Origin of the sequence: Halocynthiibacter sp. SDUM655004 (assembly GCF_026015885.1) — a bacterium.
In the GTDB taxonomy this organism is placed as follows: domain Bacteria; phylum Pseudomonadota; class Alphaproteobacteria; order Rhodobacterales; family Rhodobacteraceae; genus Falsihalocynthiibacter; species Falsihalocynthiibacter halioticoli.
Window position 1 is genome coordinate 53,803 of sequence record NZ_JAPDUG010000005.1, and the last position, 18,336, is coordinate 72,138.

Consider the following 18,336-nt stretch of genomic DNA (forward strand, 5'->3'; position numbering starts at 1 on the left):
TATGAGTGAAGCAGATGACCTCAAAGCGCGGCTTGCTGCATTAGAAAGTTCGGGCGGCGGCACTGGCGGTAGAAAAAAACCGTCACCCATAGTCGCAATTGCTGGCATCGGCGGCATCGCAGCCCTTGGCGGGCTTGCTTATGTTGCCTTGCAGCCCGAAACCGAAGCGCCAATGCCCGTCGCACAGCCCGAGGAATTTCAGTCCCAGGGCGACGGCTTTGGTGAGATTGCGCCGTTCGTCCCCCCTGCCCCACCAGAGCCAGAGGTTCAAATTGTGGAAACACAGGCCGAACCGAACGCGGAACTTCTCGCGCAACTCGCAGCTTTGCAGGCCCAAATCGAGGCCATACAAAATGCGCCCGAACCCGTTGTTGAAGAAGACACGGCGGCGGCTGACGCTATCAACGCTTTGACAGAGCAAATCTCAGCTTTGCAAGCATCGTCTGAGGCAGCACAACAGCAATTCCAAGATGAACTGGAAGCCCGCGACCGCGATCTTGAACGGCTGCGCATGGACCTCGAATTGGCACAGCTTCAATCGCCTACACCCGCTCCGCTTGGCCCGTCTCAAGACGAACTCTTGGAAGCTGAACGCCAACGTCTCGCCCGCGAAGAAGAAGCGCGGCGGATGGCGGAACTCGAACAACGTCGTGCAGCAGAACTGGCATTTCAAGAGGCTCGCATTCTTTCCCCGACTATCGCTTTCGGTGGTGGTTCGGGGGCTGGTGATACCGAATTGAGCGAACGGACATTGGGCGCTGTTCAGGATTTCGTTGCCAATGGTGCGCTGCCTACGCAGGTTACGCAGGCAGAAGTGATTGCAAACCCCGCAAACACGGTCGTTCAAGGCACAATGATCCAAGCCGTCACCGAAACGGCGCTAGACAGCACCCTGCCCGGCCCGATCCGTGCCATTATCTCTGAGGACGTGCATTCCTTTGACGGGTCGCGTGTGCTGATCCCGCGTGGATCACGTCTCATTGGCCGGTATCAGTCCGGTGTGGAAATAGCGCAGCAACGTGTAACTGTGGCTTGGGACCGGATTATCCTTCCTAATAACCAAACGGTTGTCATCAGCTCTTTCGGTGGGGATGAACTCGGCCGTTCCGGTGTGACCGGCGTTGTCGATACCCGCTTCGATGAACGCTTCGGGTCGGCGGCGTTGATTTCCTTGATCACGGCCTTGCCCGGTGCAGCCGCAGCGCAGGTCGAAAATGATACTTCCGCAGAAGTCCTAGAAGATGTTGGGGATGATCTGGCGGATAGCACAGACTCTGTTCTCAGCGACTACCTTGCGATTGGTCCTGTGATCTATGTCGATCAAGGGTCGCGCATCACGGTCATGGTCGACCGTGACGTGGAGATTTTCTAAGTGGCAGGCAACTATTTCCAAGTCACGCTGGACAAGCTGCCAGAAGCAAAAAGGGCTGATGCTATCGAAATTTGCATCAACCCCGATGGCTCGATCTGGGGCGAGTTTCAGGGCGATCACTTTATGAGCCGTCTCGAGACCGTCTGGGACACTCGGCAAATCGGTGATCTGGCAACGCAGATTGCGGCAGCGGCGGAAACCAAGATCAGCCGTGATAAGCCTATTGTGTCGTGCAGCGTCGATTACCATGGGCGGGCTGTCCGTGCGCAAGTGATCCAAGATCCTGTCGTGCGCGGCGGGTATTCCATCGCCTTGCGGTTCTTCTCAACCATGTCGCTCGATGACATTAAGCTGAAATTCCTCTTTGGTGAGGAGATCAGTCTGGAAAATAACCGCAAGGAACGGAATCTTGAACTTCGCAAGATTGTTCTCGCCGGTGACATTGATGCTGCGATTAAATTCTGTGTCGATAAGCGGCTGAACGTCATTGTCTCGGGTGGCACATCGACTGGTAAAACCGTCGCTTGCCGCAAGATCATCAATTACATTGACGAGGCCGAACGGCTGATCACGATTGAAGAAGCGGCGGAACTGGTCCCAACGCAGCCAAACACGGTCACGCTTATCTCGAACAGAGACGTGCCGGTTCAAATGGCTGACGTTCTTTTGACCTCCACCCTTCGAATGCGGCCTGACCGGATCATTCTTGGCGAGGTGCGTGGGAAAGAAGCTTTAACCTTCCTTGAAGCGATCAACACGGGGCATGGTGGCTCGATGACAACGCTCCACGCTGAAACGCCCCAGTTGGCGGTTCAACGCCTTGCTATCGCGGCACTGAAAACAGATGTGCCGATGACTTACCAAGATATGATAAGATACATCGAAAGCTCGATTGATGTTATTATTCAAGCCGGTCGCCATGAAGGTAACCGGGGCATTACTCAATTCTATCTACCGGGCGAAACAGATCAGGAAGGAGACGGAAAATGATCTATTTTGAACATGAAGTTTTGACCTTCGGGACAAGCAACGCAAAAGAAATGAAGAAGATGGCCGATACGCTCACTGAATGGGGCGCTGCCGGTTATGAAGTCGTCAGCGTTGTATCTACGTCTATGAACGGCAGTCATGTAACGGCTTTTCTCAAGCGTGAAGTCTTAGTTGACAACAAAGACGAGGGAAAAGCCGCATGATTAGACCAACTTTGATCATCGCAACACTTGTTAGCGCCGTCGCCAGTGGAGCGGCGGCGCAATTCATTCCCACTTTGGGTTCGGACACGCCCCGTGTTTGTCCAGATCAACCTGCGCAGCCCGAGTGGATTGAAAACATTGAACCCCGCGAGGCACATACTGGTCATTTGGTTCAGATGATGTACCGCGCTCAAGGCTTACAGGCGGTAGCTGAAGCGGGTTCATGTTCATGCGAAACGAGGTTTCCGTCATGGGACAAAGCGCAAGAATACTACTTCGAACATTATTCCGCACTCGAACGCTTTGAAGTGCAGCAACGAACGTCTGAATACAGACGTGCAGCAAACGATGCTCGAAAAATCGCTCAACCGATTTGTGAACTCGAAAACAACTGGTGAGGTGAGCTAAATGAGTGTCGTCACATATTTTGTAGAAACGTCCGAAGGGTATCTCAACTCTGCTGCTGAGACACAATTTGGGTCGGTTGCAGCCACGGTCGGAACCTTGATTGTGCTGGCCGCAACGCTGCTGGTAGCTTTCGTCTTTATCAATATGGTCTATCAGGTTAGGTCGATGGATGGTCGGACGGCCTTTTGGTTGGCCGTTAAGATAACCCTAGTCGGGTTATTTGCGACCAACTGGATACAATTCAACGCCTTCTCGTCTGGGATTCTGAACGGCATTGATAGCATTGCAGGTTCCCTAATCGCCTCGGTAGGAGGGGGTGCGCCTGGCCCTTCGGGGACCTTTGCAGAGGAATTTGATGTTCTGATCGCTGAACTCGGTTCTTATCTCAATGCCGCAGGTTCGGAACTTAACTGGATGGCTGGCGCGATGTTAGACATTCTTGGCGTTCTCATGTTGTCGATCCTCGGTGGTTTAGCGGCATTCATTCTCGTTGCGTCACGTCTAATGATTGCTCTGCTGATTGGCATGGCACCTATAATGATCTTCCTCACACTGTTTGAAGTGACCAAGGATTACTTTGCTCGTTGGCTATCCGCACTCGTTTCTTTTGCGATGTACCCGATTGTTGTAGCCGGTGTTTTCGCAACGATCACGGGCGTCGCTGGTGCATTGATCACTGAACTTGGCGATCCCGCTGGTGCATCGAACATTGGCGCATTGATTCCGTTCTTTATGATGATTTTGATGGCTAAAGGCTTCATCATAGCCACGCCTTTCATCGTTCGGGCAATTTCAGGCAACATTGTCATGCCTGCGTTGACCAGCGGCATGGGCGGTGCATATCAATTCGGTGCTGCTGCAATGGGCGCAAGACAAGCATATGCACGACAAGGCGTCGGCACTGCCTCTGGAGCCGAAGTTGTAGCTCTACGTGCGCGTGAGAAGTTGGGCTTCACCGACCCAACCAAACGCACCCAAGCCCCGGCGAACAACTCACGGCCCGCGCCACAGCCAACCGGCACTGGCGCACAACAGCACCGGTTGAAAGAACGCGCTGACCGGCTGGCCGGAAAAAAATAGAAGATACATCAAACAGCAAAAGGGCCGCTCAATGAGCGGCCCTTTTGCTTTGTGCTTACCTCGATCATTCAGCGGCAGTGACCTTCACGCCCCCCTGCCCTTCGTTCTCGAACTCGGCTTCAATCGCCGCAAGAGCCTTATCTGTGTCTTCGATAGCGGCAATGTCAGAGGCGGTTGGGGCCTGTAGGTTCAAACTCTGCTGCACGGCCAAATCAAGCTGGCTCTGTCTATCATCAAAGTCTCTGGTCGCTTGCACAACCGCCTTGGCACGTTTCCGGCTGGAAGTGGGCAACGTGCCTTTGGACGGAATATGAGACGCCGCACCAACGGAAACCGCCTTAGGTGCTTCCCGCTCGGCCTTCTCTGACACGTCTGCACCAGCTCCGCCCTCTGGCATGGGGTCTTGGCCTTTACCGGGCCTTTCCATCGGTGACGCCGGTTGGCTCTCTGGCATAGGCTCTTGGCCCTTCACCGGATTGTCCATAGGGGTTGCGGGTCGATCAGTCTCTTTGACCGCCGGTGAAGCCTCCGGGGCTGGTCCGGTAGCCTTCGCCTGCTCCGAAAGAGAAACCTTGTCCAAAGACGTTTCGGGGAACGGCAACTCACCCTTCTGCGCCGAATGGATGCCTTTGAAGAACGGATCATCGTAATACTTGATGCGTTTGGCTCTGATAGGCATCTGTGCGTCCACCACAATGATAATATCATCCAAAGGCAAGCGACGTGCTTCGTCTTCGGGCAGCAATGACACTTCCTCTGTCCGCTCCGACATGCTGCGCCCTTCGAACGGGTTTTTCCCGATGGACCGCGACCGCGTGACAACCCGCTTCGTGGTTTTACCCACCGCCTTGCTCAATTCCTCAACGGTTTTTTCATCCGATGGCGTCAGATAGAGTTTAACGCCCGCGTTACCTTGCAAGGCACGGCGGGTGTTCTCACCATAAATTTCGTCCAACGCTGGAATGGTCTGCGTGACGATAGCCAAGTGACCCTTATAGGAACGTAAAGTCTCTATGCTGTCAGTCACAATCGGCATTTTTCCAAGGCGGTTGAACTCGTCCAGCATGATCATGACCGGCCACGGCTCGTCCGGGCCAGGTTCTTTATCCTGCATGGATGAAATCAGATCAGAAAAGAACAGCCGGATAAGCGCAGCCATTGGTTTGACCATATTTGGTGACACCACCAAAAAAACAGAAAAAGGCTTCTTACGGATGGTCCGAAAATCAAAATCGGAAACCTGCGTGGCTTTGTCGATCGCCGGGTTGCTCCACTGGTCCAAACCAGACGTCATAAGCAACGACACATAGGACGTAAGTGTGTCATTGTTGGTTGAAGCCATGCGTTCAAAGATCAGCTTACCGGCGCGGTTCTGAATCTCGTCACGGCGCATCATGAACTCTTTTTGCTTGTTACCACCGCTGGCCGTGATCCGGTAAATCTCCCCAAGCGTGGGTCGCTCTCGCTCGAATGCCAAAAGGCCGGCTGCAACAAACAAGTCGATCCCGCCTTTCAAGAGACCTTGAACGCGGTCGCTGTCCGCTTGCAGAAAAAGTGACGCCAACAACTGCAATTCCATCTGCTGGCGGTCGGGATCTTCTAACTCAGCAATCCGCAGCAAAGGGTTGTAGCGATGGCTGCGCCGGTCATGCCAGTCGGTGGGCGCAAAGCGATATACCTTGTCACCCTCTGCCGCTCGATGCCGCGCTGTTGCTTCAAAGTTCTCGCCCTTCACGTCCAGGACCACAGCTGACCCTTTGAAGGTAAGTAGATTCGGAATGACAAAGCCTGTGGTTTTACCTCGGCCTGTTGGTGCCACGATCAACGCATGTGGAAAAACCTTCGAGCTGATCAGCTTGCCGTTGCCTTTCGGTTTTCCCAGCTTCCCGATGATAAAACCTGTTCCTGGTTTGCTGAAAAACCCGTTCTTCCGCATGTGCTGCGCCCTCTGCCATTGAGTGCGGCCAAACTTCGTCAGGGCATTCCCTGACAAGACCGCACTCAGCAAAAGGCCGGTCACGCCGAAACCACCAACGATCAGGTTAACCAGTCGAAAGTCGTCCGGTCGAAACCGCTGCAATCCAGTGTAATTTTCCGCAAGCCAGATGAAGTCCAATTCAGCATTCATGCCGTAATCGCGAAACGTCAGAAAAGCGGTGGCGACGACATAGCCAATCGCCAAGAACACGGCTGTAAGAAGGAAAATACCCGCTGCGATTTTGCCCTTATCCATGTGTTTGCCCCTTTTCTGTGTCTGCGCGAACCGTCTTCAATCGCTGTGCATCAAATTCCTCTTCGGCAATTTCTGAGACGACTTCGCGTGTCGCCTCACTGTTGGCGGTCTCGGCGTCTGATTGCAGATAGGCTTTGGCTGCGTACAAACGGTCAAGACGTTCATCAATCACGTTCTCCAAGGCGTCCGCATCACCGTTGCGCAATGCTTCAAGCTGTCCATCATCCAACTCGCGTTCGATCTGGTCACGGAACGTCTGGCTGTCGACGTCACCATCAAACGGACCTTCGATCTTTTCAGTCCGCTCATGCTCGATCACGCGGCGCATTTCAGCGGTTTCAGCTTGATCTGTCCGGTATGGCCGAATGGCATTGTCAAACTCACGCACCCTTGCATCAGAAAACTCTCGGGCCTGAACCGCGTCCCGTTCATAATCTGGATCGTTAAGACGGTCTGTTTCGGGCTGATTGTCACGGGCCAATCCATCGCGCATCTGCTCACCATAGCGATCCGCAGTATCCCGCAGGTAAGCGTCGATCCGCCTTTGATCAGCGGTCGTAACATCGGCATCATTGCGGTTCTCAGCCAATGTCGTGAATGCGGCACCCATAGCGGCACCATTAACGACCCCACCCGCTTGGTTACGTTCAACCGAGAGGGCTTCGAAGCGGGAATACTCGTCGGCTCGCCCGTCAAACTGTTCACGCACCCCACGGTCAATATCAGCAACAATTTCTCTGTCCGACATATCTGCACGCAAGGCGTTGTTCTGATCTGCCTGAACGTATGTCGCGGGCTTCTCCATATCATCGCCAAGTTTATCCCATGCACGGGACGCAAGCTGCGCGTGGGCTGGTGACTTCGCTGCAAAAGCGTCGAACTCGGCCTGACGGTCCTGCTGCAAGGCTTGGTCGTTATCGCCGTCTCTGAACTCCTGTGTATGAACAAGGTTCTCCTCAAGCCGTTCAAACTCGCGTCGATCTTCGCGGGTCATTTGAATAAGCTCTGGATTATCAGCGATCCGTTCTTCAGCCCGCTCCGTCATTTGGACGGTGTAGCCACCAATGACCGACGCAGGCATTCCAGCACGCTCCATCGCCTTCATGTTTTGATTGAATGCGTCCGTCACGGCCTCCTGACGTTCAGCCTCGGCGATGCCTGTCGCCTCGGCCCTATCAATACCACTTTCTGTTGCTAACCGCTCTGACGCTGCTTCACGATAGGTCTCCGTCGCTGCGTTTTCCCGCATGGCATCAAACTCGGCGTCACCATCATCCAATACAACACCGTCGTCTTTGATCACCTCGGCGCGTTGAAGTGCCTCACCCAGACGTACATGCGCCTGATCCAGCTTTTCAGCGGCAACCTCCAAGTCAGCCTTACGCTCAAGGTTCAAACCTTCGGTTTCTGCAATTTTTGTGAGGTCATCCGCAATCCAACGCTGCTCCAAAAATGCGTTGTTGGCCCCCTGCTCTACTCGCGCAATGACGGCCTCTGATGAAATGCCCGTTCCCCGCAGCGCCGTTTCGATCTGCGCCCGTGTCTCAGGCTCGCGCATGGCACCAACGCCGTCTTTGTTGATGTTTGTTTCTGAATAAACGCCGGTGTCTGACGGTGCGGTTGTCAGCTTCGATGAAGCTGTGCCAACGGGGTTCAAGTGCGCAACCGGCTGCAATGCGCTGTCCAATTGTTTTTCCATCCGTGGCCGATCAGCCTCGGACGCACTTTGGATTTGGCTTTCAATCCGATTAAGACGATCTGTGAGGCTTGTTTTCAGATCATCGAAACTCTGCTGGTTCTCCATGTAAACGTCTCCATCTGTTTGTAATTGGCCCCCACGAGCAAGGACTTCACCTGCCCGGAAAAGGGCATTTGAAATGTCTTCCCTGTTGTCGCTGGTCGCCTCGGCGGACAACGAAAGGTAGACTTTGGATGTGGTAGCGATTTCAGCCAACGCGCGGTCGAGGTCACTTCCAACCCTCTCCCGCTGAACCGGCTCCCGGCCCTCTGCTTTGGCTTCGTAAATTTCCTTCGTGCGCGGCGCGTAGGTGACGTCTCCGCGATCAAGTCGCCGCGTCGCCTCAAGGCGAACACCAACCTTTTCGGCATGTTCAACCATCGAAAGGCGAAAATCGTCATAGTTGAAGTGATGATCACGCCCTAGATAGAAATACTCACCTTCCTGGGAACGTCGGTTCAAGACGATGTGCGCGTGGGGGTGCGCTCGATCTTCATGAACGGCGATGATGTAATCAAAGTTTCGATCATCATTCTGAAAATGCTCACGACACACAGCCGCGGTTATGTCTCGCACGTCCTCACCGCGTGTTCCTTGCGGATAGGACATGAGCATGTGGGTTGTGTGTCCCATCTTTGGGCGAAACCCATCGTCCCACCGGCTCGAAAATCTTCCTGTCAGACCTTTGATTTCATCGCCCGATAGCGTTGTCTTGCCGTCCAACACGCCTCGGCTGTCTACGATGTGCGAAGACTTCGTGGTCAGGTATTCAAGCTGGTTGGAAAGTTCGGCCTTCGTATGCGTCCCCCCAGACTTGATAGCTTTGAACACGGCGGCACGGTGGCCCTTGGCCGCTCTGATCATTTGAGGCTTCTTCGCGTTAAGCCCCTGCATGGAACCGCGCACACGGCTCCAACCTTCACGGAAAATCTCGCCCGTTACAGACTGGACGGCATCATTCCTCGCCATCGGCCAGCTCCTTCAGGGCGTCACTCACAACCATGCTGATCCCATCCGTCTTGCGACGGGTCAGAAGATCTACTTGATCTGCAAAATCCAGAACGAACCCAGCAAGGCTCCGCATCTGCGCCAGACTTGATGGACCAAACGAAGGGCGCAGACCTTTGTTGTTCGATTCATTCATCCGCTTCGCGATCTGGGTGACGTTGTTCCCGACACGGTTCAACGCCGCCCGAAAGGCTTTCAACTCGTCTGCCAAATGCTCGTCAGGTTGGAAAACTCCGTTCGCGGACTGGATCAGTCGGCGCATTCCGTCCGACCGATTGCTGATCCCATGCCGTGAAAGCACCACTTCAAACGCCCGTAGTTCCTCTGGTGTGACGGTCGTTCCAATTTGGGCCGTGCGGATGCCGGTATCGCGGCGGCGCTCTTTTTCGCGCTTCACGGTGTATTGGATCGTTCGCGGTGTAACCGAGTATCGCTTCCCAAGCACTCGAGCAGAAACGCCTTTTCGCGTTTCACGGACGATTTCCAATCGCTCCAAATCAGTCAAGCGTCGGCGACCAGCCATGCGAACATACAACCCCTATTTCCTGCCATCTTCTATACAATCACTTAGGCGTTGACACAATTATAAAGATGCATTGCAAATTATAATATTGTCAAAGCCGTCAAAAGTGATTGTATTCCGTTTCAGACGGCCCAACGGGTCGTCGTGTCGAGCCAGAGGCGAGACCGCCCACAACCGAAGGTGACGGGCCAAGCCAAAAATGCGCCGCCTGACGGCCCAACAGCACTTTTGGCCCCCACCCTACCAAAAAACACGGCATGGGCCTCTGACGGGCCGGATATGCCCCCTCAAACGGCATTTCATTGGATAGCGAGACCCTCTTTCGGTGTGAAGCAGACAGATTCGCTGTCTGACGCGGCAAGCAATCAACAGGACACAAGAAACACGACACAGCATCGACGCCATTAAGAGAGCAGGTAACAAGCGACACGAAACACGACACACGACACACGACACACGACACACGACACACGACACCTTAAACACGTCACAAGCTACACTCGACAAGATACCCGCAACAGAGGACAAGCAGCAAGACACCGAACAAGGAACAAGTGACACCTGACAAGATACACCGACCACGAAACAACGAACACGCAACATGTGACACGAAACACGCAACAAAACACCGAACAGGGCGCACGCGACAAGAAACAGTAGACACTCTACCAGCAACACGATACCAAAGACACGAAACACGCCACACGATACAAAGGACAAGATACATGCCCAATGATGAAATGAAGGTCATCTCGATCATCACACGAAAGGGCGGCGCGGGAAAAACAACACTCGCACGGGCATTGATCAGCGCGGCCATGGCGAAAGGCAAACGCTGTCTTGTGTTTGACGCCGACCCGCAGCAGGCCCTAGCTCGGTGGGCAAACAAACTGCAAATTGAAGACCCACTATTCCGCATTGAGCCGTTGACGATGGTGAACGAACTTTCTGAAAAAATTGAACATGCGTACGAAAACGACACTGCCGATTACGTCTTCATTGATACCATCGGCGCAGCTGGCGCGTGGGCAGACGATCTTGCGGTTGAAAGCGACGTTCTTGTCATACCAATGATGCTGAGTGACGACGATCTTGAAATCACAACAGATACGTTCAACTGGTATGTGGGGCTACGTGATCGCGCCGAAGACGCCGACGCCTTACCATCATTCCATGTTGTAATGTCAAATGTGCCGGCCAAGCAAAGCAAAGCAGAACTATCAATTGAAGAAAAAGCTATCGCACAATTTCCGGTGATGGATGATTATTTCATGCAGCGGAAACAGCACAAAGACGCATCGGCAGAGGGCTTCCTCCACCATATTGCAGAGAACCGGCGGAACGGACCAAGCCACTTACGGGTTCAGGCAAAACACTTTGCAGAAGCGCTCGAGGAAGCAACTTCAATCCTTGATGCTTTGACGGGGGGTTAACGTATGCCACGCAAGAAAAAGACCGCACTCAAGGGGCGCGATCCGGCTTATACATCAGACTTTTCGCAACCCTTGCCGACAAACAAGCTCGTTGTCGAAGAAACTCCGAAACCCGTGGTGTCAAAACCTGTCACTGAGTCTGCAAAGACTCTCGCAGCAAGTCCGTCACCCAAACCAACGGTGAAGCCAGAGATCAGTAGCGCCAAGCAAGCTCCGACGAAACCAGCACCAGCAGCAAAACCGAAATCAGAACCCCCAACCCAAGGATCAGGCGACAAACGCGAAATCGCCCTGTCGGCTGCGGTCAAGCTGGACCAACAAAAGCAATTGGACGCGTTGGAAAAAAAAGGAACTCCCGCGAAAATTGCTATCACCATGGCAGGGCGTCGGGCAGTCGAGCAATTTGAACCACAACCTGAGTATGTGGAAAAACAAGACGTCCAACGAATGCCAATGCGGCAAGGGTATAAAAGCACAAAACGCATCGATGCAAGTTTGCTCGATGCGCTCAGAAACAAACATGATCCACACCGTCTATCCTCCGATAGTGCGATGATGCGAGGTCAGTTTGAACCACTTTTCTGGTCCTGTCTTGATGCTGTTATCAAAGAACTGAACAGCAAAGATTGATAGAAGGCGCGATGCGCCCCAACATTTTTAAGAGGGGGAAGGAGTTTCGGCTTCCTTCCCCCTGAAACAAAATAGACAGGGCCGTGTCCTCGCTTCGCTGCGGGCCGCACCAACCCTGTCGATTTGGTTTCACCCCCATCCTCTCATGCTCCGCGCAAACTCGCGGATAGGCGATGGCCTACCCGACTTCGAATTGTGGGTCGGGCAGGAAAATCGCTGTTAACAGTGAATGCAGAGGAAAATCTATGGGACGCAAAAAACGACTTTATGCTGAACCAATAAAGCGAATTTTGGATCGGAAAACACGCACTGTCGTGGGCTGGCTTTATGAGTGGAACACTGGCGATCAGGTTCCCATGTGGAAGGATGGCAAGAAAACCGACGTGATCTATGAGTGAGGTAGGGCAGGGCGGACTTTTCAAACTGGTGGCTGACTACGGCACCAGCGAAAGCTGGCTACAATCATCGAACGAACACACTTTGCGCATGTTTGGAAAGGACCATCACAAGTCCGCCAAAATCACGCCGGAACTCACATTGCAGGCTCCTGATGGGTCCGTGATCGCAACGATGGATCATTGGGCTTACGAGTGGAAAGAGGCCGACAAGGGCGCGGCGTAGGCTTTCAAAACGCAAGCAAAAATGCTAGACTGCGTCCCAAAAGGAGGCAGTCGATGCATATTGTCAAAACCCTTATTTCTATCACCTTTCTGGCATCCCTGCCGGTGTCGGCTCTTGCCTGGGATCACGAAATGGAACGCGGTGTAGACCTCTACAAAGCGGGCGATTCTGATGTGGGCGTTTCCTTGGTCTGTGACCCTAATTCGGTCTATGGAACAACGGTCAGTGCCGTGATGGTTGCATTCGGTGCCGATCCCGACATAAGCGCCGTCACAACATTCCGGTTTCCTGATCTAATCAGGATTGATGCTGCCATGATCCACGGTCGTATCTCAAAGGCTGAAAATCAGGATGGCGTTTGGGAACCGCTCTTGGCCGGTCTGCGGGCGCATAGCGCCGTGGAAATTTCCTTGAACGGCGAAATGCGCACCGTCGCGCTCGGCGACCCGTTGCCGTTCACCTGTCTTTGATCTGGCCCACGGGGCCAGGGCGCGAAGCGCAAGGCGGGGCAGGGGGCGGGCGCAGCTCGTCCCCTGCCGCGTCACCAACACCATCTCATGAAAAAGCCCCCAACCTATTCAGGCGGGGGCAGTATCGGCCAAGTGGGCCAACAGGGAGGGGTTTAAGGGCCGCTTTTGCGGCTCCCAGTGTTAAAGCGGCTGTTCAACCTTGACCCACGCCCGCTGCATGAATTTGCTGATACGCACCTGCGCACCTGTTTTCTGACAAAGAAAATACGTTGTTGCGCGGCGGTATCCGGCAAAACGCTCTTTCATTACTGTGAAGGTGTCGCGCTCGATGCCGTCACTGAACGTCAAAGGCTCAGCAAGCTGGATGGTATCACCATGGGTAATCTTGCGGCCTGCTAGGGCTGCGGTTGATTTGCAACGCTCACGCCATGAAAGGGCGTATTCTTTGGTTGTGGCCGATAGCATGTTGAGCAATTTTTGCGGTGCCTGTGCCTCACATGGCCCCATGCTTTCCTCCATATCTTTGTAACACCATTCGCCATTGCTGCGGCTGGTAAGGATCACGGCGGCAAAGATATAGCGGCCTAACCCGTCGGTCTCGTAACCAAAGGACTCGGCGCTACCTGGCTTGGGTGTCACTTCTACGGCCAGATACCAAACTGACCCCTTGCGGGTGGTGAAGACGGGCCGCATGGCCCGGTCTTCATTCTCGAACGTCACCAATTTTTCAATCTCGGCGCGTTCATCGCGGGGCGGGGTGTAGTGGCAGGTCCAGCCCATTATGCTGCCTCCCCTTGTTGTGTTGCTTCAGTCGCGGCCACGATATAATCCACGGCTTTCTGTGCTTCTGACGCGGCTTTGAAAATTAGGTTTTTGTCGTCCTTCAAGGCGCGAAGCCAAGATTCGACGTATGCCGCGCTCTGGTCAAAATCTGGCTCGATGCCAAGTTTCACGGCAAGAATGCAAGCGCCGATTTCTGCGACAAGTTCCTCGAATGCGTAGGCGCTACGGTCGTTGAATTTCTTGATCCGGTCCAGCCGTTTTTCGCCACCGCTCCAATGCGTGATTTCATGGCCCAAAACCCCATAATACTTGGCCGCGCTGAAAAACGTAGCGATTGGCGGCATGTGAACGTGATCCTCGGACGGGCGATAGTAGGCGCGTGGCTCGTCGGTTGTGATGATCTTCGCACCTGTGTTGGCAAAAAATGCCTCTAGGTCTGCATCTGGCTCGGTGCCAAGATCGCGGGCAGGATCCGGCAGAACGTAGTATTCGGCGGGCAAACCTTCGATTTCATCCGCGTTGAATACGTTGTTGCACTTGGCAAAGGGAACGCGGGTTTTGCCTTCTCCGTCTGGTGCGTCGTTGCCCTCGGCGTCCTTCTCAAACGTGCCATAGAAAACGGAACGTGCAGCCTTCGCGCCTTTCTTGACCATGCCGCCCAACTCCTGCGCCTGACGAAAAGTCATCCACCGTTCGGACGAATAAGCGCGCTCGGATGCGGTCGCCCACAACATCAAAATGTTAATCCCGCGATATGCCTCGCCGTTGTGACGCAATGGCAAAGCGGCTGATCCTGCGCCACCTGTCCACGGCTTGCGCCAAGGTGGTGTGCCTGCTTCGATCTGCGCGACGATTGCATCTGTGACGTGCTGGTGAATATCTACTTTTGGCATAACCTATCATCCTTTGTGGTGTCTTTTGGGACTGTGCGCCCAATGGTTCGGGTTTTTTGGACAGCGCGAATGCGCCTGCTCCTGAAAACCTGAATGCGATGAAAGGAAGGATTAGGAGGCTCCAAGCCTAATCGACGGGGGGTGGTGCGGCCCGCAGCGCAGCGAGGACACGGCCCCCGTCTATTCGACTTGGAGACGGCGGTATCCCTACCGCAGACGCCCCGCAGTGGCGTTCGGCTTGTCCGAACCCCAAGGGGCCAATAACAAATCAGGGCCAAAGGCCCGTAGGGCAGGGGGTTATCCAGTGCGGGTGAAGGCGGCTCGATCGCCTGAGCCCCAAACCACAGCATTCCCGTAAACGAAGACACCACATATCGAAGTATCGGGATTGTGGGTAACGCGCTGCCCGCCCAAGGCGAAGCGAACGACCGTTACCCGCAGGGCTGATCGGCGCGGCCCAGGGCGAGCATGAGACAAAGGAAGTGGGGCGGCTCAGAGAGACGGCCCGGCGACTATTGGATCAGCTCGTATCGGGGCGCGGTGTTCTGGTGGAAGACGCTTGCGGCTGGAACTAGGGCGCGGTGGCCCGCCCAAGGGGCGGGACATGGGCCACTAAACGTCCTGCTCTGTCTACTTAGGTTTCGGTATCCAGCGAAAGTGTCATGGAATCTGTCTCGATCATGGGGAAGGACACTTTGGTGAAACCGCAGTCTGTTAGAAATGACACGATCCCGGTCACGGTCTTGAACTCACGAACGCAGATTTGACCAGAAAGCCGAGAACGGGCCGTGACAAGCATCTGTTTAGACCCGTCAGGATGATGGGCCTCCATCGTCCAAAGACCGTGCCAAGTTGACGCTTTTCGCGTTGGCGTTTGGGTGCAGCGGATTAGCAATTTTGAGCCTGTTTCGAGGCAGTGGCGCAAAGCGACTTCCGTGATCACGTTTGGTATGGGGGCAAGTGCTTCCGACAAAGAACAATCCAGTAAATCAGACAATGATATGTTATTGTACCGAGCTCCGTCGAAACGACAAGCTGCAAAGGGGGCTGTCTGCCCCCGCGCCCTGCAGGGCGCTCCCCCGAGGATTTTTAGGGGAAGATGAATGAGAAGAATACAGGACTAAACCAAAAGTCTAAGCGCGATGATTGCGACCTTGAGGACGGCGCAAATTCTGCAACTTGCCTTCACTGCTACAACCCCTTTCGCGTCAGTAATGGGGTGGAGACGCCCGATGCCGCAATCTGTGATGTGTGCAACGGGCGCTGATCCAATATCAGTTTTGCTTTGTGACCTTGAAAATCACGGTGTTGATGTTGGTGCCAGCCTCGGCAAAACTCTCGGTGGGTAGGTCTGTGAACATGCCCCAGCTTCGCCCACCATTGGCCTTCTCGGCCCATCGGCGGAATTGAATGTGGGCTTTGCTTTGACCGACTTCAGCGGATGCCGGAACGATGGCGATAAGCTGGCCCCCGAATTTCAGGAAGTCATAGGCATGGCGCAAGTGGTCCATCCAATGCGTCCGAAAGAAGGGTGGATTCTGGATCACGGCGTCATAGATCGGGTTCGCGGGCTGGTTCAAGAAATTGCCATGTATCACGCTGCATTGTGGGCCTTCATGCTCCCGCAACTGGCGCACCCTGTCCGCGTGTATCTCGATGGCCGTAACCTTGTGGCCCTTCTCCAGAAGCGGCCTGACAAGGTGGCCTGTGCCTGCGCTTGGCTCAAGGATATGTTGACCTTCCTGATAGCGAAGGTGATCCACAACCTTGGCCGCTGCCTCGGCGGGCGTGTGGTAGAATTGCAGGTCTTTGGACGGTAGGTTTGTACGCTTGGTAAAGGCGGCGCTGTCTTCGTCCTTGGGGGCGGCGTCGGGGATCACTTCGCCGTAGTAGTCGGCCAAAACCTGATTGGCCTTTGTGACCAGATCATCGCGGGTAAACCAAAGGTGGGCATTGCCGTTCATGAAGCCCCGGATGCGAAAAAACCGGCTTTCGGTCAAAGACTGTTGCGGACCATAGCCGCGCCGGTCGGCGTCGATCTCTTGGATCAAGCCGCGACCGGCTGGCGCTTGTTCGTCCAGCTTGGCTAAAACACGCTCCACGTCGATGATGGTTTCTTCGGCCCATGATCGGTTGAAGCTGCCGGAATACTCGGAAAAGGCACGATCAACGATCATGCGTGAACCGAGTTTGAAGGCGTCGTGTGATTTGAAGCGGCTATCAAGCCGCGCAAATGCGACGGCCAGCCCTCGTGCAAAGGTCAGATCGGCATTGCACATCCATGTTTCGAAAGTGGCGCGAACGTCCTGCACGGTCACGGGCGGGACTTCCTCGCGCAGGCCTTGGTCGAACTCGCGTGATCCGGTAGCGTCCATTAGGTCGCGGATGCCTGTTTCTTCCAACAGGTAAGACCAGACGGATGCGTCAAGCTGGCGGCGGTAGGTTTCAACCGACTGCGCCGCGTCAAAGCCTTGCTGTGAAAGGTGTTCGTAGTGCTTGTTGTGGGTCCGGTCGATGCCCCAATACTTCCGGCCGCATTGGGCCTTACGGGCGAAGGCGTTGGCCTCGTCGGTGAGGGTATAAGCTGCTTCAAGGGTGGCGGCGGCTTCGGTGATCTTGGCAAGTGCTGCATCGCGGGCAGCAACAATATCTTCGATTTGCGAAGTGACGGCGGGCAGGCTCGATGCCTGTTCGCTGTCGTCGGCCATGATTTCGGGGGCTTGCATGTTCATGCGCTCATTTCTTCGAATAGATCGGCTTGGGGGTCGGTTTTTGGTGCCACGGGCTGCAAGGGGTCGATGCCCTTTGCCTCAACCGTGAATTTCCACTCACGCTGCCGTTTCTCGCCCCAATCGGTTGTGTAGTTTTCGCTGATCCTAACGCCGTAGATATTCGGCAAGTCTGCATCGGCTGTGACGCAATATTGCTTGGGTGATCCTTTGTATCCAAGCCATGCGTTATGGTGATCCTGTCCGCGCAGGTATTCGATGCAATCAAGGATATTGCGTTTGTCACGGGCGGTTAGATGGCCCCCCGTGATCTTGAAAATGCTCGGCTTCATCGCATGGACTCCTTGTCCTCTGCGTCTTTCTCCGCGCGGTAGTATTGAAAGGCGTTCTTGTCGTGCCTGTCGAATGCAAGCGTGCTTTGATCTGCAAGGTGGCGCAGGTCACATAGGGCATATGTGAGCAGGTCAGGGACGCTATCCACGCCGTATAGTTCGGCAAGGGCGGATAAAATCCGGTCGCTCTGACGTTCCGCCACCTGTCGGGCTTCGGCGTTGCCGTATGTCAAAGCCTCTGGCGAAAGATGCTGAACTGTGACGCCGCAACATGCAACGCCTGTGGTGCTGTCGGCATCCAAAAGGCGCAGCAAGTCGTTATGGATGGCTTGGCCTTGACCTTGGCGACTGTCCTCTGCGGGACAGTCATAGACCATTTGAGCGGTGATTGTGATTTCCTCTCTCATTGGCCCGCCTCCGTCCAGTCGGACGCCCATGCATCCATTGTGGCGATGGTATTGCCCTCTGGACCAATCAAGGTCATGTCTGGTTTGATTTTTGCCGCTTCGTGGTGATCTTTGCCAAACGTGCGCAGCATGGTTTCATCAGAAGATGAGAACTCATGAACGGCTGTGTCATAGTCAGCGCGAAGGGTGAAAATGCCAATGCCATGCGTCCCGGCAAAGCGCATAGCGCCTTGTTCGGTGGGGTGTGTGTAGATATTGCCATCAGCACCGACATAGGCCCAGCGATCAAATTGGGCGGCTGTGTTTGTACCGTTCTTTACGTCGTTAATCGCCGCGCGTAGGTGCGCCGGATTTTCAAAAACCTTCATCATATCGTGTTCCTTTGTGTTGTGGTCCGTTCTGGTGTTTCCCAAAATCGGACAAGGGTTCTGGAAGGACCGCGAAGCGGTGCCTCTCCTGAAACCTTGGCCCTCGCCGAGAGCA

The 18,336-nt window shown here is 54.5% G+C and carries 20 protein-coding genes; 10 read left to right on the plus strand and 10 right to left on the minus strand.

Annotated elements, in window-relative coordinates; all coding sequences use genetic code 11:
* Nucleotide 1: 1 nt before the first annotated feature.
* The 5 genes from N9C89_RS15505 to N9C89_RS15525 are packed head-to-tail and all read left to right on the plus strand — an operon-like array spanning nucleotide 2 to nucleotide 4,053.
* The gene (locus N9C89_RS15505) at nucleotides 2–1,372 is read left to right on the plus strand and encodes a TrbI/VirB10 family protein (protein ID WP_263954938.1); all 1,371 of its coding nucleotides are present in this window, start codon (nucleotides 2–4) and stop codon (nucleotides 1,370–1,372) included.
* Nucleotides 1,373–2,362 carry an ATPase, T2SS/T4P/T4SS family gene (locus N9C89_RS15510; protein WP_263954940.1) on the plus strand — a complete coding sequence of 330 codons (990 nt, stop codon included), beginning with the start codon at nucleotides 1,373–1,375 and terminating at the stop codon, nucleotides 2,360–2,362.
* On the plus strand, nucleotides 2,359–2,565 hold the full coding sequence (locus N9C89_RS15515; RefSeq protein WP_092841499.1) for a hypothetical protein: 207 nt from the start codon (nucleotides 2,359–2,361) through the stop codon (nucleotides 2,563–2,565). Before N9C89_RS15510 ends, N9C89_RS15515 begins: the two co-directional genes overlap by 4 nt.
* Nucleotides 2,562–2,963 carry a hypothetical protein gene (locus N9C89_RS15520; RefSeq protein WP_143076376.1) on the plus strand — a complete coding sequence of 134 codons (402 nt, stop codon included), beginning with the start codon at nucleotides 2,562–2,564 and terminating at the stop codon, nucleotides 2,961–2,963. The genes N9C89_RS15515 and N9C89_RS15520 overlap by 4 nt, the downstream gene beginning before the upstream one ends.
* A gap of 10 nt (nucleotides 2,964–2,973) precedes the next feature.
* Entirely contained in the window at nucleotides 2,974–4,053 is a 1,080-nt protein-coding gene (locus tag N9C89_RS15525) for a type IV secretion system protein (RefSeq protein ID WP_092841502.1), read from the plus strand.
* A gap of 64 nt (nucleotides 4,054–4,117) precedes the next feature.
* Here N9C89_RS15525 and N9C89_RS15530 read toward each other — a convergent pair whose 3' ends face one another.
* Genes N9C89_RS15530 through N9C89_RS15540 form a run of 3 tightly spaced genes read right to left on the minus strand, consistent with a single transcriptional unit; the run spans nucleotide 4,118 to nucleotide 9,555 of the window.
* A complete protein-coding gene (locus N9C89_RS15530) occupies nucleotides 4,118–6,286 on the minus strand; it encodes a type IV secretory system conjugative DNA transfer family protein (RefSeq protein WP_263954941.1) in 2,169 nt (722 codons plus the stop codon).
* The gene (locus N9C89_RS15535) at nucleotides 6,279–8,993 is read right to left on the minus strand and encodes a relaxase/mobilization nuclease domain-containing protein (RefSeq protein WP_263954942.1); all 2,715 of its coding nucleotides are present in this window, start codon (nucleotides 8,991–8,993) and stop codon (nucleotides 6,279–6,281) included. Before N9C89_RS15535 ends, N9C89_RS15530 begins: the two co-directional genes overlap by 8 nt.
* Entirely contained in the window at nucleotides 8,980–9,555 is a 576-nt protein-coding gene (locus N9C89_RS15540; protein ID WP_263954943.1) for a transposase, read from the minus strand. Before N9C89_RS15540 ends, N9C89_RS15535 begins: the two co-directional genes overlap by 14 nt.
* 725 nt (nucleotides 9,556–10,280) lie before the next feature.
* Between N9C89_RS15540 and N9C89_RS15545 the strand changes: the two genes are divergently transcribed.
* The 5 genes from N9C89_RS15545 (at nucleotide 10,281) to N9C89_RS15565 (ending at nucleotide 12,709) form a co-directional block, all read left to right on the plus strand.
* The gene (locus N9C89_RS15545) at nucleotides 10,281–10,988 is read left to right on the plus strand and encodes a ParA family protein (RefSeq protein ID WP_092841512.1); all 708 of its coding nucleotides are present in this window, start codon (nucleotides 10,281–10,283) and stop codon (nucleotides 10,986–10,988) included.
* 117 nt (nucleotides 10,989–11,105) lie between these two features.
* Nucleotides 11,106–11,618, plus strand: a complete 513-nt coding sequence (locus tag N9C89_RS15550) for a hypothetical protein (protein WP_263954944.1) — start codon at nucleotides 11,106–11,108, stop codon at nucleotides 11,616–11,618.
* A 245-nt stretch (nucleotides 11,619–11,863) separates the two neighbouring features.
* Nucleotides 11,864–12,016: a hypothetical protein gene (locus N9C89_RS15555; RefSeq protein WP_263954945.1), complete on the plus strand. Its 153-nt coding sequence runs from the start codon at nucleotides 11,864–11,866 to the stop codon at nucleotides 12,014–12,016.
* Nucleotides 12,009–12,239, plus strand: coding sequence for a hypothetical protein (locus N9C89_RS15560; RefSeq protein WP_263954946.1), 231 nt, complete (start codon nucleotides 12,009–12,011; stop codon nucleotides 12,237–12,239). The genes N9C89_RS15555 and N9C89_RS15560 overlap by 8 nt, the downstream gene beginning before the upstream one ends.
* 53 nt (nucleotides 12,240–12,292) lie before the next feature.
* On the plus strand, nucleotides 12,293–12,709 hold the full coding sequence (locus N9C89_RS15565; protein WP_263954947.1) for a hypothetical protein: 417 nt from the start codon (nucleotides 12,293–12,295) through the stop codon (nucleotides 12,707–12,709).
* Nucleotides 12,710–12,889: 180 nt separating this feature from the next.
* Here the strand turns inward: N9C89_RS15565 and N9C89_RS15570 are convergent, their stop codons facing one another.
* The 7 genes from N9C89_RS15570 to N9C89_RS15600 all read right to left on the minus strand — a co-directional run bounded on the left by N9C89_RS15570 (nucleotide 12,890) and on the right by N9C89_RS15600 (nucleotide 18,224).
* Nucleotides 12,890–13,489, minus strand: coding sequence for a DUF6927 domain-containing protein (locus N9C89_RS15570; protein WP_263954948.1), 600 nt, complete (start codon nucleotides 13,487–13,489; stop codon nucleotides 12,890–12,892).
* Nucleotides 13,489–14,385, minus strand: a complete 897-nt coding sequence (locus N9C89_RS15575; protein WP_263954949.1) for an ArdC family protein — start codon at nucleotides 14,383–14,385, stop codon at nucleotides 13,489–13,491. The genes N9C89_RS15570 and N9C89_RS15575 overlap by 1 nt, the downstream gene beginning before the upstream one ends.
* Before the next feature lie 634 nt (nucleotides 14,386–15,019).
* Nucleotides 15,020–15,358: a hypothetical protein gene (locus tag N9C89_RS15580; RefSeq protein ID WP_263954950.1), complete on the minus strand. Its 339-nt coding sequence runs from the start codon at nucleotides 15,356–15,358 to the stop codon at nucleotides 15,020–15,022.
* 301 nt (nucleotides 15,359–15,659) lie between these two features.
* Entirely contained in the window at nucleotides 15,660–17,117 is a 1,458-nt protein-coding gene (locus N9C89_RS15585) for a DUF4942 domain-containing protein (protein WP_263954951.1), read from the minus strand.
* On the minus strand, nucleotides 17,114–17,446 hold the full coding sequence (locus N9C89_RS15590; protein WP_263954952.1) for a hypothetical protein: 333 nt from the start codon (nucleotides 17,444–17,446) through the stop codon (nucleotides 17,114–17,116). Before N9C89_RS15590 ends, N9C89_RS15585 begins: the two co-directional genes overlap by 4 nt.
* Complete coding sequence (locus N9C89_RS15595; RefSeq protein WP_263954953.1) at nucleotides 17,443–17,853, minus strand: hypothetical protein; 411 nt, start codon at nucleotides 17,851–17,853, stop codon at nucleotides 17,443–17,445. Before N9C89_RS15595 ends, N9C89_RS15590 begins: the two co-directional genes overlap by 4 nt.
* A complete protein-coding gene (locus N9C89_RS15600; RefSeq protein ID WP_263954954.1) occupies nucleotides 17,850–18,224 on the minus strand; it encodes a hypothetical protein in 375 nt (124 codons plus the stop codon). Before N9C89_RS15600 ends, N9C89_RS15595 begins: the two co-directional genes overlap by 4 nt.
* Nucleotides 18,225–18,336: the final 112 nt, after the last annotated feature.